Source organism: Paenibacillus sp. A3 (assembly GCF_001399685.1).
GTDB lineage: Bacteria > Bacillota > Bacilli > Paenibacillales > NBRC-103111 > Paenibacillus_G.
On sequence record NZ_JTHN01000111.1, the window covers coordinates 31,606 to 46,038 of the forward strand.

The window sequence follows — 14,433 nt, forward strand, 5'->3', positions numbered from 1 at the left end:
AAAGGTTCTTAACTCGAACACCGGGGGAGGACGATCCATGATGCGCTTAAAAGGGAAGCTGGCCCTGCTGGGGCTGTGCCTCGTTTTGCTGATGCCGTACATAGCAGGAGCGCGGGCCGTACCGGCGCGGGAGGCCGCGGCAGAGCTGCGGGTCCGACTGGACGCTTTGTTTGGCGAGCATGCGCTGCTGGCTATTTTTGCGATGCAAAAACGTTACGACGGCGCCGCCGATCACGAACAGGCCGCTGCGCTGCTCGGGAAAAATACCGAACGGCTGGCAGCCACGCTGCGATCGGCCTACGGGGAAGAGACTGGCAAGACCATTGAGCCGCTTTGGTCGTCGCATATCGAGGCTTTGCTGAACTATGCGCAGGCCGCTGCGGCAGGTGACGAAACGGAACGATTGCAGGCGGCGAACGGCTTGGATGCCTACGCCAAGGAGCTGGCGCTGGTTTGGGCGCGGCTTCTTCCGGATCTGGGAGCAGCGGGGCTGGAAGCAGGAGCGAAGCGGCATACCGATCTGGTGCTTCAAGCGTTCGAGGCTTACGCGGACAAAAATTACGCGGCAGCGTATAAATCGCTGCGCGAAGCTTACGCCCACGCAGTGGCAAGCGCAGATCTGTTGGCGGCGGGCATGGCTGCGCAATCGCCGGACCGATTCGACGCGTCCGGCATGAAGACCCGCAAGGCCGATCTGCGTGCGGCGCTCGGCCGCTTGCTTGACGAGCATGCGCTGACAGCCGTCTTTGCGATGCAGAAAAGCATCGACGGCGCAAGCGACTTCGATCAGGCGGCTGCGGCGCTGAATGAGAATGCGGAGGATCTGGAGGCCGCCATTGCTTCCGTTTACGGGGAGACGGCCGGGACGGCGTTTCGTATGGCATGGACCTCCCGTACCCGCTGCATTTTGGATTACGCCAAAGCGGCCGCATCCAAGGACGAGCCGGCGCGGGCAATCGCAGAGGGCAAGCTGGAGAAGGCTGAGGCGGAGCTGGCGCAATTTTTCACGGATGCGAACCCGCAGCACGGGAGCAAGCCGGAGCTGTTGAACGATCTGACTACGCAGAGCGGGCAAATGACGATGGCCGTTGACCATGATGTGCTGGGCGAGTACGCTGCCGCCTATGACAATATGGAGACGGCCTATGCCCAAATGTTCCCGATGGCTGACCTGCTGGCGCAGGGAATCTCGAACCAGTACCCCGACCGGTTTCCGGACGCTCCGGCATCCGTCCGGAAAACCGTGACGATGCAAATCGGCGAAACGGAGCTGACCGTGAACGGCCAGACGATCCGGATGGACGTCTCTCCCGCGCTTCAAGAGGGCGTCGTCTATATTCCGCTGCGGGTTGTCGCCGAAGCCGTCGGCGCCACGGTGTCGTGGGACGCGGCGGCGAATACGACGCGGTTAGCTTGGGACGGCAATCAGGCGTCGTTCCCGGGCGGCTCGGATCAAGCGGAAGTCAACGGCAGGGTGAAATCGGGTGGTGGGGCGCCGACCATCATGCAGGACGGGCGCGTCATGGTGCCGATTGACGTTCTCGTCGAAGCGACGGGCTGGAAAGCGGAGCTTGGAAAAGACGACGGCTCGATTCGCTTGACGACGACCGTTGAGGAACGTTCCTAGTCATCCGGCAAGCATGAATAAAAGAAGGATCGCCCTCCGGCTGTCGGCCGAATAGAAGGCGATCCTTTTGGTGTAGGCAACTCGGTTGCGACACACCGTTATTTACGCAGCGCGGCCGCTTGGGGCTTGCCTTTGACCAGCGTACCCGAGACGTAGATGGCCAGAAACAGAAGCATCGCCAGCGCCGACAGCAGATACATCGTGGAATAGCTTGTCCCCGAAGCGATGCCGCCCAGCAGCAGGGAGCCGAGCGCAATCCCGAGATCGATCGAGTTGTAGAACGTTCCGTTTGCTGTACCGCGCATTTCCGGGCTTACTTGCTTCACGGTCCAGGCCTGCAGCGAAGGCTGCAAAATGCCGTAGCCGATGCCGTAGCACAATGCCGAGGCGAGAAGTCCGGTCATGCTGGATGTATATGACAGCAAGACGAGTCCGACGGCCACCATGAGCGCGCCGGGAGGCAGGACGGCGATGTGGCCTTTTTTATCGAAAATTTTGCCGGCGACCGGGCGAACGAGCAGCACCGCTCCGGCGTTGCAGAGAAAGAACCAACCGACGTTCCCGATATGCACCTCCTTGCCGAACAAGGCGAGGTAGCTGATCAAGCCCCCGTACGTAATCGAGAGCAGCATGTTCAGAAAACAGGGCAGCGCCACCTGTCTGTACGTTCCGCGCGTATCCGGAGCAGCGGCCGGTGAAGGGGCGGTTGCCGGCTTCGGAGCGGACGAGGTGCCGCGGATCAGCAGCGACAGCGGGATGATCAAGATCGCGAGCAGCGTCGAGACGAGGATCAGCGTGCCGAACCCGTAGCTGCCGAGCAGCCACAGCCCGATCACCGGCGCGGCCGACATCGACAGGCTCGTCGACAGGCCGAAGTACCCCATCCCTTCGCCCATCCGCCGGATCGGAATGATATCGGACACCATCGTGCCGAACGCCGTGCTGGATACGCCGAATCCGATGCCGTACAAGATGCGGACGAGCAGAAATAAAGCCAGCGTGCCGGCGGCATAATAGCTCGCCGTTGCCAGCATATAGACGGCAAGGCCGAGCAGCAGGATGACGGCGGTCCGCCCGCGTTTAAGCCAGTTGCCGGCGAAGAAGCGGGTGACGATGGCCGCTAAAGCGAACAGGCTGATGACCAGACTGACGGTCCACTGGCTTGCTGCGAACCGTTCGGTGACATAGGCGGGCAGCGCCGGAGTGATCATTTGCAGATTCAAATACAAAAATAAATTGCTGACCGTAAGCAGGACGAAGTCCCGGGTCCATAATTTCGAAGCGGGTAGGTCTTGTTGTTCCTTCATGAAGCGATTCTCCTAGTCTTAAGGTTTCGGTAGAGTATCCAGATGGGCGATCAGCCGCAGATGAGTCTGTCTGAAGGCTTCCAGCTCCGATTCGGGCATCCAAGAGAAAATGTCTTCAAGCGTTTGCCGTTCGATCGGCATCAGCACTTGGAGCTTATGCCGGCCTTGCTCCGTCAAATAGACGAGAAACGATCTCCGGTCCGTCTCGCTCGTTTGCTTGCGCACCAGTTGTTTGCGGATGAGACAGTCCAGGATGCGCGCGGTCGTAGGCTGATCCTTCACCGTACGGTCGGCGATTTCTTTCTGGCTGATGCCATCCGATTCGTGCAGGCGGCACAGCACCGAAAACTGCTCCGGCGTCATATCGTGCTCTTTCAGCCGCGAGGTCAAGACGTTCAGCATCTTCCGGTGCGTTTGGCCGATAATAAAGCCGATCGACCATTCGTGCAGGTTAGGATTCAATCGCAGCACTTCCTTTATTCCGAATTAATTGTCACAACAATTATAAGTCTGACATGTAAAAAAGTAAACAGGTTTCGACAACGGACGCAAATGTCCGTGTCGAAATCTGTTTTTGTTTGTCGATGCGACGGGTCTACTATATCCAGCGCTGCGGATACGTGCGGCGGCATACCCGGTGGTAGCCCCAGGCGACGGCAACGATCAACAGGGAGCCGAGCAGCACAGGGCTCCATAAAAAGCTCCAGGCGGAACCAGCCATCATGACGAGGAGCGGATCGGCGCCGGCAGGCGGATGCAGCGTACGCGTCCACTGCATCGCCATGATGGACAATCCCAGGGCAAGCGCGGCGGACCAGGCGTGAAAGCCTGCCGTGTGCAGCAGTACAAGCCCGATGGCGGTGCTGAGCAGATGGCCGCCGACGATGCTGCGCGGCTGGGCAAGCGGGCTGTCGGGAATCGCGAAAGCGATCACGCATGAGGCGCCGAAGGGAGCCATCAGGAGCGCGATTTCGCTCCATTGCCCGAGCAGCAGAGCGGCAAGCACGGCAAGGAACGCGCCGGCTCCCTGCAGCCCGTAGGCGATTCCTTTGCGCAGCGCCGACTGCGTTGTCGAGGATGGGTTCATGGGGCATTCTCCTTTATCCAATCGTTCTGGACGAAATGATTAACGTTATGCTAGCATGAAAGTGATCCATTTGTGAAACGAATGTTATCGATATTATCGATTCAATTAATCGATACCTATATTTCGTTTCCCGCATTTTTTCGTCCGTTCATGAAACCTTGGGAAAAAGGAGTTCGTATAACGTATGATCGAGAAATTGGAAGGCCGTTTTTTGGTGACGTTCCTTGCCGTGCTGGAAGAGAAAAGCTTCAGCAAAGCCGCCGAGCGGCTCGGGTATGTACAGTCCACGGTAACCTCGCAAATGCGTCAGCTGGAAGAAGCGGCCGGGCAGAAGCTGTTCGACCGGCTTCCCCGCGGCGTGGAGCTTACCGGAGCGGGCCGCAGGCTGGAGGGCTACGCGCGTCGGTTTATGCAGCTCGGACGCGAGTTGGAGGAAGAAATGAACGAGGAGGGCGCCCCCCGGGGAACCGTACGGCTGCGGGTGCTGGAATCGTTCGCCTCGGCTGCGCTGTGGGGACCGCTTCGGTCGTTCATGGATGCTTATCCGGACATCGATGTGCAGGTCGAAGCCGGTTTTCAAGCGGAGACGCTGGAAGCCGTCCGGTCGCGGCAGGCCGATATGGGGCTTGTTCCCGCCGACCCCTGCGCCGCGGATCTCGCGTTCGATCCGCTGCTCGAAGACGAGCTGATGTGGATTGCTGCGCCGCGCGAGGCGGAGGCCATCGGCCGCGAGGGCTGGAGCGCGATCCGCCGGATGCGCGTCGCCGGCTTCGGCGAACGCTGCATGTACTCGCATGCCGCCGAGGCTCAACTTGCCGCGCAGCGCACGGCTCCGGCCGGGCGGGCGGCATTCGCCTCGATGGACATGATCAAGCGCGCCGCCTGCAGCGGTTGGGCGCTTGCGCTCGTCCCGCATTCCGCCGTCGCGGCTGAGCTTGCGGCCGGCGTGCTGGCGGAGTGCGTGCCGCTCGGCAGGCAGCCGATCTGCCACGGCTTGATCCGCCACAAGCCGCGCGAGGCAAGCCGGGCGGCGCAACTGCTGCACCGATATTTGCTGGGATGCGGCATGAAAGAGGTTATGATAGAATAGGATTGGTTGAGAGAGAGAACGGACAAATACGTATTCGGAGAGGAAGAGGGCTGAGCAATGCTGCATGACTTGATTCAATCGGCGCTTCTGTTTATCGAAGGGCTGGGCGTATGGGGAATTTTGCTGGGCTTGATGCTTGAAGTGATTCCGAGCGAAATCGTCCTCGCTTACGGAGGGTACCTGGTTTCCCGCGGCGAAGTATCCCTGATCGGCGCGATCGTGTTCGGCACGATCGGCTGCATGTTTCAACAAGTGATCTTGTATTGGATCGGGCGTTACGGCGGCCGGCCGGCCTTGAACAAATTCGGCAAGTTTCTCCATCTGAAGAGCAAGCATCTCGATATTGCGGAGGGCTGGTTCAACCGTTACGGTCCCGGCATGGTGTTCCTGGCCCGGTTCGTCCCCGTGCTGCGGCAGGCGATTTCCATCCCGGCGGGCATGGCGCGGATGCCCATGTGGAAGTTTTTGTTCTATACGCTTCTCGGCACGATTCCTTGGGCGATTCTGTTCGTTTACCTTGGACGGGCGCTTGGAGATAACTGGGAACAGATTGACGAAGTGGCCGCTCCTTACACGAAGCCTGTTCTGATCGCGGTTGCGGTCATTACGGTGCTGTATGTGCTGTGGAAGGTGCTGACCCGCAAGAAGTCCGGCAAAAAGGGCCACCTCACCGACACGAACAACGGCTACGGCGTGGAAGGCGAGAAAAGCACGGCCCATCAGCTCAAATATATCGGCGGAGAATACCGCGTCCTGCACGGACGCCGCGTACATGCAGGCGGCGGCACGCAGGAATTCGACCATATCGTGGTCGGGCCTAACGGAGTGTTTCATATCGACTCGAAGCATTGGTCGGGGGACATTCATTTTACGGGTCAAGGGGTCGAACGTGTCAAATCGCGGTCCGACCGCGGAAAGCAGGACGAGCCGCACAGCCAGGATCCGACGGCGCAGCTGTACCGGCATGAGTACGTGCTGAAGGAGCTGTTCAAGCAGCACCGGATACAGGCCGATTTGGTCGGCATCGTATGCTTCACCCACCCGAACTGCCGTCTTGTCGGGACGAGCCCGGCTTTTGCGACGCTCAAGCTGGACCGCCTCGTCCATCACATCAAGACCTACAAGCCGAAGCGGACGTTAAGCGCCGCCGAGGTAGCGTCCATCGAAAAACTGATCAAAGACAACAGCAAATAGCGTGCCCGGTCCGTTTCCTTTTGATTGGAGCGGACTCTTTTTTTTGGTACAATGAACCATAGTGTGAACCATTCCGAAGGAGGAGAAACGTTATGAGCAAAAACTTGAGCGCCAAGCTGCGCCAAGGCTTGTCCCCGCAGCAGTTTACGGACGGCATGACGAAAAATCAGGAGAAATTCAAAGAGTGGTACGATCTGTTCGTATGGGAAAGCGAAGAGGACAAGGAGTTTTTCGAATCGCTCAATAACCGCGACGATCTTCGCTGCCTGATCCTTGCGGCGGACTGGTGCGGCGACGTGGTGCGCAACGTTCCTGCCGTGTTCCGCGCGCTCGAAATATCCGGCATCCCGACGGAAGTGCTGATCAAGGAAGAGCATCCGGACGTGATGGCCCAGTTTTTGACCGGAGGCGGTGAAGCGATTCCGATCGTGATTTTTACCGACTTCAGCGGTTTCGTCCTCGGCCATTGGGGGCCGCGCCCGGCGAACGTGCAGGCGGTCATGACGAAGTTCAAGCAGGAAAACCCGGACCGTGAAGCGCCGGATTATAACGACAAAATCCAGATCGCCCGTCAGGAAATGGTCAAGCAGTACGGCGAAGGAACCGGCTACCAGACGGTGATCGTGAAAGAACTGCGCGAGCTGCTATCCTCATTCTAATCCGACACCCGACGTATATGTAAAGGAGCTCGTCCACCGTATGGAAACGAAGCAAATCAAAATCGAAACCTTCCCGCTCGGGCCGCTGCAAACAAACGCTTATCTCGTCTCCCTGCCCGAGGAGAACCGTGGTTTCGTCATCGACCCGGGGATGGACCCGCAGCCGCTGCTCAAGCGAATCGCAGGCATGGAGATCGAAGCGATCGTCCTGACTCACGCTCATTTCGATCATATCGGAGGCGTGGACGCCGTGCGCCGTCTGAAGGGCTGCCCCGTGTACCTGCACGATGCGGAAGCGGAATGGCTGACGAACCCGAAGCGCAACGGCTCCGTGATGTGGCCGGAGCTGGGCGGGCCGATCACGACCGACCCGGCGGAGTATGCGCTGGACGACGGACAGGAGCTTAAGCTGCTCGGGATCGTCTTCAAAGTGCTGCATACGCCGGGCCATTCCCCTGGAAGCGTCAGCTTGTTGTACGGAAATCATCTGTTCGGCGGCGACGTGCTGTTCCGGCTGTCGGTCGGGCGCACCGATCTGCCCGGCGGCGATTATCAGGATCTGCTGGATTCGATTCATGACAAGCTGTTCAAGCTGCCGGATGAGACCATCGTCTACCCCGGGCACGGAAGCCGGACGACGATCGGCTACGAACGCGAGCATAACCCTTACGTTTAAACGATATTTAATCCAGTCAATCGGCCGCCGGTTTCCGGCGGTCGTTTTGCGTTGCGGCAAAACATAGGGGATTTGCGCGAATGGCAGCGGTCGGGGCAAGCGTCTAATTTTGCCCGGCTAGGTGAATACCGTGTTCCCTATGGGTGCTACACCATAGACTGATGGTGTGTTCGATGGGAACACGTAACCAGTCCAAGCGACTGCAGGTTGCAGAGACGGCGCCGCTGCCGACTTTGCAATTTGGGTAAATTTCATGGAGGTGTTCATCTGTATGGAAAAGTTTCAACCTAAACAGAGCATGATGTCGCCATTATCGTCGAATTTTCCGCCTACCCCGAGTGTATCGCCGTTTTCGGCGCCAGGGCCGAATATCGCGCCCTTCGCGGCGCCGACGCCGAACATTGCCCCTTTTGCGGCACCGACGCCGAATATAGCGCCGATGTCGAACATTCCGCCGATGCCGACTTCCTTCGCCCCTCTCGCAGCACCGCCGCAGCCGATATATCCAACGGCAAATGTTCATACCACCTATGAGACGGTCAACATTTATTGCCCGAAGAAGAAGAAAAGACGCCGTTTTTATCCTTGGTTCGGGTGCGGGACATCGACAGGCATTATCCTCGTCTTGTTTATTTTGTTGGTCATCGTCCTGCGCAGCAAGCACCGTCACCATTGCTGACGCGTAGCGCAGGCGGTCATGCTCGGTAGTTTTCTATCGGCTCCATCGCCGCTATGCCAAGGCTCCCTGCGGTAACGCCCGGTCGTCCTCCGATCCGAGCACAGCTCGTTGATTGCCGCGCGTTACGACGGTTCGATCGCAATCGGCGAAACCGTCCCATCCCGCAAAGAGTGCAGGGAGCCTTGCGAGGGTGGAAAAAGGTGTTGACAGGACGAAATTTGACATGTTATTGTTTTAAACAAACGTTTAATTTAAATAAATGTTTAATTAAAAATACATAACAAGAGGAGAGAGTACACGATGTTTCAAGCTTTGCGCGCGTATTTGAAAAAGCCGCCGACGATGATCGGGATCGTTACGGCGATGATGTTCCAAATAATTTTCAGCCTCGTTTGGATGTCCGGTTATCAAGGAGTGAACGAGAACGTCAAGCAGCTCAAAATCGCCGTCGTTAACGAGGATCAGGGTGTCGGCAAGCGGGTGGAGGAGCAGCTTGTAGCGTCTCTTCCGTTTCGCATGATAAGCGAGCCGTCGCTGAGCCGGGCTCAAGAGAAGCTGAATAACCGGGAGGTACAGATGGTGCTTCATCTTCCGGCCGATTTCTCCAAGCAGCTGCAGGCGCAAGGCCAGAAGGCACAGATCGATTATTTCATCAACGAATCCAATCCCGCGTTGATCAAAAGCATCATGCAGGGCGCGGCGAACGGAGTAACCGCTACGGTCGGCAAGGAAGCGGCGGCGATGGGCATGCAGGCTGTGCTGGTTCAAGCGAACATGCCCGCGGCTCAAGCGCAAAGCATGGCGCAAGGGATATCCGATAAGGTGCAGCCCAACATCGAGTCGATCAACCCGGTTGTAGGCATGCACAATCAAATGGTGCCGATGATGATGGTGCTCGCTTCCTACGTCGGCGCGATGATTATGGGGATGAACGTACAGCAGGCGACCGCTATGCTCGGCCCGAGCTTCTCCCGATGGACCAAGTTCGGCGCCCGGGTGATCATCAATATCGTATCCGCCGTAGTCATCGCGCTGATCGGCTCGTCATTGGTTATGGCGATGGGCGGTCAGACGGCTGCCGGTTTCGTATCCCTGTGGCTGTTCCAAGCGTTGTTCCTGATGACGTTCATGTTCTTCTCGCAAATGTTTCTTATCGTCTTCGGAATGGCCGGCATGCTCTTCAATATTGCGATGCTGTCGATTCAACTGGTGTCGTCGGGGGCCATGGTGCCGAGGGAACTGCTCGGGGGCTTCTATCATACGTTTAGCGAATATTTGCCTGCGACCTATGCGGTGGAAGGCGGCATGAACCTGCTGTTCGGCGGTCCGTCCGTATCGGCCGATGCGGGGGCGCTCGTCGCCATCATGCTCGGCTGCCTCGTTGTCGGCTTGGCGGCCACCGGGCTTCGCAGGGAAGGACGTGCCGTTGTGCAGCCGAAGGGGGCGGCGGCCGTTAACGCCTAGTTTGGAAACCGCGTAGCTTCCGGAAGCTTGGGCGCGATCCGCTCGTCTTCCGGTTTTGTGGTACAATAATGAAACCTAGAGTCAAAACGGAAGGGGACGCATCAGTTGACCCAGACGGAAACGGATATGAAAATGCGTATTTTATACGCCGCCAAGAAGCTGTTTTCCCGGCAAGGCTTCCAAGGGACGAGCGTCCGGCAAATCTGCGAGGAGGCGGGCGCGAACGTCGCCTTGGTCTCGTATTATTTCGGCGGCAAGGAAAAGGTGTTCCATGCCATTTTCGAGCACTTTTTTCCAGGCCGGCACCTCTCCGAGCAAGAAGATCATATTGCTCACCCGGTTCAGGGGCTAAGTCTCATTATCCGGGAAATCATCCGCTTCAGCCTCACCGACCGGGAGCTGAGCACGATTATTCAACAAGAAATGGTTCTGAATACGCCGCGTGCCGAGGTGGTAAACTCCTTTACCTCTCCCGTCTGGAGCAAGGCCCGCATGTTGCTGGAACAAGGCCGGAAGGAAGGTTTGTTTCACTACGAATCGCTGGACCAAGCGTTATTGTTCGTCATGGGCGCGACGTTGGCTCACAAGCAAATCGGCTGCGGCCGGACGCTGCTGTCGCTGCATGACCTGCTTGTAGACGAGACGGTGGAGCACACGCTGCATTTTATTTTAAAGGCGCTTGGCGCGCCCGGGTCACCCGCCTGAACCTTCCGGGCGCCTCTCCCATACAATAGAGCAAGAGAAGAATAAACGAGAGGGGAGAACGCAGGGTGAGCAAGCTGCCTACGGTATTCCGCAGCGTCAACGAAAGCCTGGATGAAATTTTGATCGCTTTCGACAAAATCAATTCGATCTACCAGTCGGCGAAGCAGATGTCTCCGATGCTGAAGCAGGCGGCCAACCTGATTGCCGAGGCGAACGCGGCGGCGGAGCAGCAGCAAGTGAGGCTAAGCGAAGCGGCGAAGGCCGCAAGAAACAGGTCGTTCGGAAGTAAGCAACGCAGAAAAGCATCGGTCCGCAAGCGGAGACGGATGCCGTAAGTCGAATCGGATGCCGGGCTCGGATGAGCCGGGCTTTTTTTACGTGCAGCCGCTTATCCTGCTTCCATCGCTTCAAGAGCAAGGTTTTCGTTGGCACGGTTTTGTCCGAAGCGGTATACTGGATTTGGGAAATGACGGGATACGATACGATCCGCTACAACGGGGAGGGTAACTTTACATGGCTTTTATCGATTGTCATTTTTTCTCCGAATCGCTCGGCCTGTCCACGTCGATGTACGTTTTATTGCCTCAGACGACGGTGGGACAGATCGGCTTGAACAACCGCAGTACGGCAGGCAAGCATCCGGTGCTGTTTTTGCTGCACGGCCTCTCGGACGATCATACGATCTGGCTGCGCCGGACATCGATCGAACGCTACGCGGCCCCGCTCGGACTCGCGGTTGTCATGCCGGCCGTGCATCGCAGCTTTTACGCGGACATGGCGAGCGGTCCGAAGTACTGGACGTTCGTCAGCGAAGAGCTGCCCGCGCTGGCGAGGTCTTTCTTCCCGCTGGCAGAGGAGAGGGAACGCACCTTTGTGGCCGGCCTGTCGATGGGCGGATACGGCGCGCTGAAGCTGGTGCTCCGTCATCCCGAGCGGTTCGGGGCGGCCGCCAGTTTGTCCGGCGTAACGGATATCGAAGCGATGGCGCGGGAGCGGCTGTCCCGGGAAGAAACGGCGGCGATTTTCGGGTCGGCGGAAAGCCTGCGCGGTAGCGATAACGAATTGTTTGGACTGGCGTCCGGATTGGCGCGTTCGGACGTGAAGCGGCCGAAGCTGTATCAATGCTGCGGTACGGAAGATTTCTTGTACGGGGACAACGTCCGTTTCCGCGAGCATTGCCGGGAGCTCGGATTAGAGCTTACTTACGAGGAGGAGCCCGGGGCGCATGATTGGGGCTATTGGGACCGTAAAATTCAAAGCGTGCTGAATTGGCTACCGCTGGAAAATGATCTGGCGAACAACTAAAAAGGATCGACTTATAGGCTTGGGTATGGTCCGTTTGGCGGGCTTATCCAAGCTTTTTTTGTTGATTGTTCTTATAAGCCAAGGACGGCTCTGCCGGTTATCCGGGTATTCACAGGGATCTTGTAGAAATTTACCCCTCTTTCTGGAGGAAATTATCCGTTACAACATGGGAGCCATCCCTGATAATGGAAGCTAGAATGATGAGAGGAGGGATACCTGCCGATAACCGACGCTGATGTCAGCCCGATTGCTAAGGACTGTATGCCGGAAAGTAAAACGTTAACAAAGGAGCTGTTGTAGTTAATGATGAAACGAAAAGCTTGGGCGCTGCTGCTGATCGTCGTGCTTCTGGCTTCGCTGCTGCCTGCGGCTGCCTTCGCCGCTGCGGCTTGGGCGCCGAATACCTCGTACAAAGCCGGTGACATTGTCTCCTACGGAGGCTCGGATTACCAATGTATTCAACCCCACACCTCGCTCGTCGGATGGGAACCGCCGAACGTTCCCGCCCTGTGGAAGCTGCATAGCGGCGGCGGGACGGATACCCAGCCTCCTACCGCACCAGCCAATTTGAGCGTTAGCGGCAAAACATCGACCACCGTCAGCTTATCCTGGGGCGCATCGACCGATAACGTCGGCGTAACGGGCTATGACGTGTACCAAGGCGGAGCGCTTGTTGGAAACGCTGCCACGACTTCGTATACCGTGAGCGGCCTGACGCCGTCGACCTCGTACACGTTTACAGTAAAAGCGAAGGACGCCGCCGGCAACGTATCCGGCGCCAGCAATGCCGTCACCGTCACGACGGATGGAGCTCCTACCGATACGACACCGCCAACGGCGCCAACAAGTGTTAGCGCTTCCAACGTAACGTCGACCAGCGTGACGCTAACTTGGACGGCATCGACCGACAATGTCGGCGTAACGGGATATGACGTGTACCAGGGCAGCACGCTTGTTGGAAGCGTTGCCACGACTTCGTATACCGTGAGCGGCCTGACGCCGTCGACCTCGTACACGTTTACGGTAAAAGCGAAGGACGCTGCCGGCAACGTATCCGCTGCGAGCAATGCCGTCACCGTGAAGACGAACGGGACGTCGAACGACACGACACCGCCTACGGCGCCGACAGGTGTTAGCGCTTCCAATGTAACATCGAGCAGCGTGACGCTAGCTTGGACGGCATCGACCGATAACGTCGGCGTAACGGGATACGACGTGTACCAAGGCGGAACGCTTGTTGGAAGCGTTGCCACGACTTCGTATACCGTAACCGGTCTGACGGCTTCGACGTCGTATACGTTTACGGTGAAAGCTAAAGACGCTGCCGGCAACGTATCCGCTGCGAGCAATGCCGTCACGGTTACGACATCCGGCAACGGCGGCGGCGGTAAGAAGATCGTCACGTATTACCCGGCTTGGGCGGTCTATGGACGTAACTTCAAGGTGCCGGAAATCGACGCTTCGAAGGTCACCCATATTAACTATGCCTTCGCGGACATTTGCTGGAACGGCAGACACGGCAACCCGGACCCGACGGGACCGAACCCGCAAACCTGGGCTTGCGCCGATGAAAAGGGCAATATCAACGTACCGAACGGCTCCATCGTTCAGGGCGATACTTGGGCCGATACCGGCATGTCGTATCCAGGAGATACGTGGGATCAGCCGCTCAAGGGCAGCTTCAATCAATTGATCAAGCTGAAGAAGGCGAATCCGCATCTGAAGACGCTCATTTCCGTCGGCGGCTGGAGCTGGTCCAACCGGTTCTCGGACGTGGCGGCCGATCCGGCGACACGGTCCAATTTTGCCAAGTCGGCGGTTGACTTCATCCGCAAATACCAATTTGACGGCGTCGATCTCGATTGGGAGTACCCGGTCAGCGGCGGTCTGGCGGGCAACAGCAAGCGTCCGGAGGATAAGCAAAACTTCACGCTGCTGCTGCAGGCGGTCAGAAGCGAGCTGAATGCCGCCGGTGCGGCCGACGGCAAGCAGTACTTGCTTACGATTGCTTCCGGGGCAGGCCCGAACTACGTGAACAACACGGAGCTGTCCAAGATCGCGCAAACGCTCGACTGGATCAACATCATGACGTACGATTTCCACGGCGGCTGGGAATCCAAGTCCGGACACAACGCTCCGCTCTATTTCGACCCGGCGGATAACAGCGAAGATCCGGTCAACTTCAACGTCGACAAGGCGGTCGCCAATCATCTGAACGCCGGCGTGCCCGCCTCCAAGCTGGTGCTCGGTATCCCGTACTACGGCAAAGGCTGGCAGGGCTGCGCCTCGGCGAACAACGGCCAGTATCAACAGTGCGCCGGCGTATCCCAGAAAGGAACGTGGGAGAACGGATCGTTCGACTTCTACGATCTGGAAGCCAACTACATCAACAAGAACGGCTATACGCGCTACTGGAACAACGTAACCAAAACACCGTTCCTGTATCAGCCGAACGGCGGCATCTTCATCTCGTACGACGACGCCGAATCGATTCAGCATAAGGTCAATTACATCAAGTCCAAAGGCCTTGCCGGCGCCATGACGTGGGAAGTAACGCAGGACCGCAACAAAACGCTGCAAACGATCGTGAAAAACGGTCTGAATCCGTAAAACACCCGACAACAAGAGCACCGCATACGC

Annotated in this window: 14 protein-coding genes and 1 pseudogene; 12 read left to right on the forward strand and 3 right to left on the reverse strand. The window is 57.9% G+C overall.

From position 1 onward, the window contains the following. The first annotated feature begins 37 nt into the window (after positions 1-37). Complete coding sequence (locus QJ48_RS17485; protein ID WP_054974837.1) at positions 38-1,627, forward strand: copper amine oxidase N-terminal domain-containing protein; 1,590 nt, start codon at positions 38-40, stop codon at positions 1,625-1,627. Positions 1,628-1,725: 98 nt separating this feature from the next. Here the strand turns inward: QJ48_RS17485 and QJ48_RS17490 are convergent, their stop codons facing one another. The 3 genes from QJ48_RS17490 to QJ48_RS17500 form a co-directional block, all read right to left on the reverse strand. Beyond that, on the reverse strand, positions 1,726-2,934 hold the full coding sequence (locus QJ48_RS17490; RefSeq protein WP_054974838.1) for an MFS transporter: 1,209 nt from the start codon (positions 2,932-2,934) through the stop codon (positions 1,726-1,728). An 18-nt stretch (positions 2,935-2,952) separates the two neighbouring features. Then, positions 2,953-3,396 carry a MarR family winged helix-turn-helix transcriptional regulator gene (locus QJ48_RS17495; RefSeq protein ID WP_054974839.1) on the reverse strand — a complete coding sequence of 148 codons (444 nt, stop codon included), beginning with the start codon at positions 3,394-3,396 and terminating at the stop codon, positions 2,953-2,955. 136 nt (positions 3,397-3,532) lie between these two features. Continuing rightward, positions 3,533-4,021, reverse strand: coding sequence for an HPP family protein (locus QJ48_RS17500; RefSeq protein WP_054974840.1), 489 nt, complete (start codon positions 4,019-4,021; stop codon positions 3,533-3,535). Between the two features lie 184 nt (positions 4,022-4,205). On the opposite strand from QJ48_RS17500, the gene QJ48_RS17505 reads away from it, so the two are divergent. The 11 genes and pseudogenes from QJ48_RS17505 (at position 4,206) to QJ48_RS17550 (ending at position 14,403) form a co-directional block, all read left to right on the forward strand. Continuing rightward, positions 4,206-5,111 carry a LysR family transcriptional regulator gene (locus QJ48_RS17505; protein WP_054974841.1) on the forward strand — a complete coding sequence of 302 codons (906 nt, stop codon included), beginning with the start codon at positions 4,206-4,208 and terminating at the stop codon, positions 5,109-5,111. Positions 5,112-5,168: 57 nt separating this feature from the next. Beyond that, a pseudogene (locus QJ48_RS38780) lies at positions 5,169-5,765 on the forward strand (DedA family protein); the annotation flags it as partial. A 39-nt stretch (positions 5,766-5,804) separates the two neighbouring features. Continuing rightward, on the forward strand, positions 5,805-6,305 hold the full coding sequence (locus QJ48_RS38785; protein WP_237762957.1) for a nuclease-related domain-containing protein: 501 nt from the start codon (positions 5,805-5,807) through the stop codon (positions 6,303-6,305). 92 nt (positions 6,306-6,397) lie between these two features. Then, complete coding sequence (locus QJ48_RS17515; protein WP_054974842.1) at positions 6,398-6,964, forward strand: thioredoxin family protein; 567 nt, start codon at positions 6,398-6,400, stop codon at positions 6,962-6,964. A 40-nt stretch (positions 6,965-7,004) separates the two neighbouring features. Next, positions 7,005-7,640 carry an MBL fold metallo-hydrolase gene (locus QJ48_RS17520; RefSeq protein ID WP_054974843.1) on the forward strand — a complete coding sequence of 212 codons (636 nt, stop codon included), beginning with the start codon at positions 7,005-7,007 and terminating at the stop codon, positions 7,638-7,640. 271 nt (positions 7,641-7,911) lie between these two features. Next, the gene (locus QJ48_RS38790) at positions 7,912-8,319 is read left to right on the forward strand and encodes a hypothetical protein (RefSeq protein WP_054974844.1); all 408 of its coding nucleotides are present in this window, start codon (positions 7,912-7,914) and stop codon (positions 8,317-8,319) included. Positions 8,320-8,619: 300 nt separating this feature from the next. After that, positions 8,620-9,783 carry a YhgE/Pip domain-containing protein gene (locus QJ48_RS17530; protein WP_054974845.1) on the forward strand — a complete coding sequence of 388 codons (1,164 nt, stop codon included), beginning with the start codon at positions 8,620-8,622 and terminating at the stop codon, positions 9,781-9,783. Positions 9,784-9,888: 105 nt separating this feature from the next. Continuing rightward, positions 9,889-10,488: a TetR family transcriptional regulator gene (locus tag QJ48_RS17535; RefSeq protein WP_054974846.1), complete on the forward strand. Its 600-nt coding sequence runs from the start codon at positions 9,889-9,891 to the stop codon at positions 10,486-10,488. A 65-nt stretch (positions 10,489-10,553) separates the two neighbouring features. Next, a complete protein-coding gene (locus QJ48_RS17540; RefSeq protein ID WP_054974847.1) occupies positions 10,554-10,823 on the forward strand; it encodes a hypothetical protein in 270 nt (89 codons plus the stop codon). 178 nt (positions 10,824-11,001) lie between these two features. Continuing rightward, positions 11,002-11,793 carry an alpha/beta hydrolase family protein gene (locus QJ48_RS17545; protein WP_054974848.1) on the forward strand — a complete coding sequence of 264 codons (792 nt, stop codon included), beginning with the start codon at positions 11,002-11,004 and terminating at the stop codon, positions 11,791-11,793. A gap of 303 nt (positions 11,794-12,096) precedes the next feature. Continuing rightward, complete coding sequence (locus tag QJ48_RS17550) at positions 12,097-14,403, forward strand: glycosyl hydrolase family 18 protein (protein ID WP_082420557.1); 2,307 nt, start codon at positions 12,097-12,099, stop codon at positions 14,401-14,403. Positions 14,404-14,433 lie beyond the last annotated feature (30 nt).

Excerpts from the sequence above, each read along its gene's own strand:
- QJ48_RS38790 (WP_054974844.1), top strand. The coding sequence starts at position 7,912 with ATGGAAAAGTTTCAACCTAAACAGAGCATGATGTCGCCATTATCGTCG.
- QJ48_RS17505 (WP_054974841.1), top strand. The coding sequence starts at position 4,206 with ATGATCGAGAAATTGGAAGGCCGTTTTTTGGTGACGTTCCTTGCCGTG.
- QJ48_RS17545 (WP_054974848.1), top strand. The coding sequence starts at position 11,002 with ATGGCTTTTATCGATTGTCATTTTTTCTCCGAATCGCTCGGCCTGTCC.
- QJ48_RS17485 (WP_054974837.1), top strand. The coding sequence starts at position 38 with ATGATGCGCTTAAAAGGGAAGCTGGCCCTGCTGGGGCTGTGCCTCGTT.
- QJ48_RS17520 (WP_054974843.1), top strand. The coding sequence starts at position 7,005 with ATGGAAACGAAGCAAATCAAAATCGAAACCTTCCCGCTCGGGCCGCTG.
- QJ48_RS17500 (WP_054974840.1), bottom strand. The coding sequence starts at position 4,021 with ATGAACCCATCCTCGACAACGCAGTCGGCGCTGCGCAAAGGAATCGCC.
- QJ48_RS17490 (WP_054974838.1), bottom strand. The coding sequence starts at position 2,934 with ATGAAGGAACAACAAGACCTACCCGCTTCGAAATTATGGACCCGGGAC.
- QJ48_RS17515 (WP_054974842.1), top strand. The coding sequence starts at position 6,398 with ATGAGCAAAAACTTGAGCGCCAAGCTGCGCCAAGGCTTGTCCCCGCAG.
- QJ48_RS17550 (WP_082420557.1), top strand. The coding sequence starts at position 12,097 with ATGATGAAACGAAAAGCTTGGGCGCTGCTGCTGATCGTCGTGCTTCTG.
- QJ48_RS17530 (WP_054974845.1), top strand. The coding sequence starts at position 8,620 with ATGTTTCAAGCTTTGCGCGCGTATTTGAAAAAGCCGCCGACGATGATC.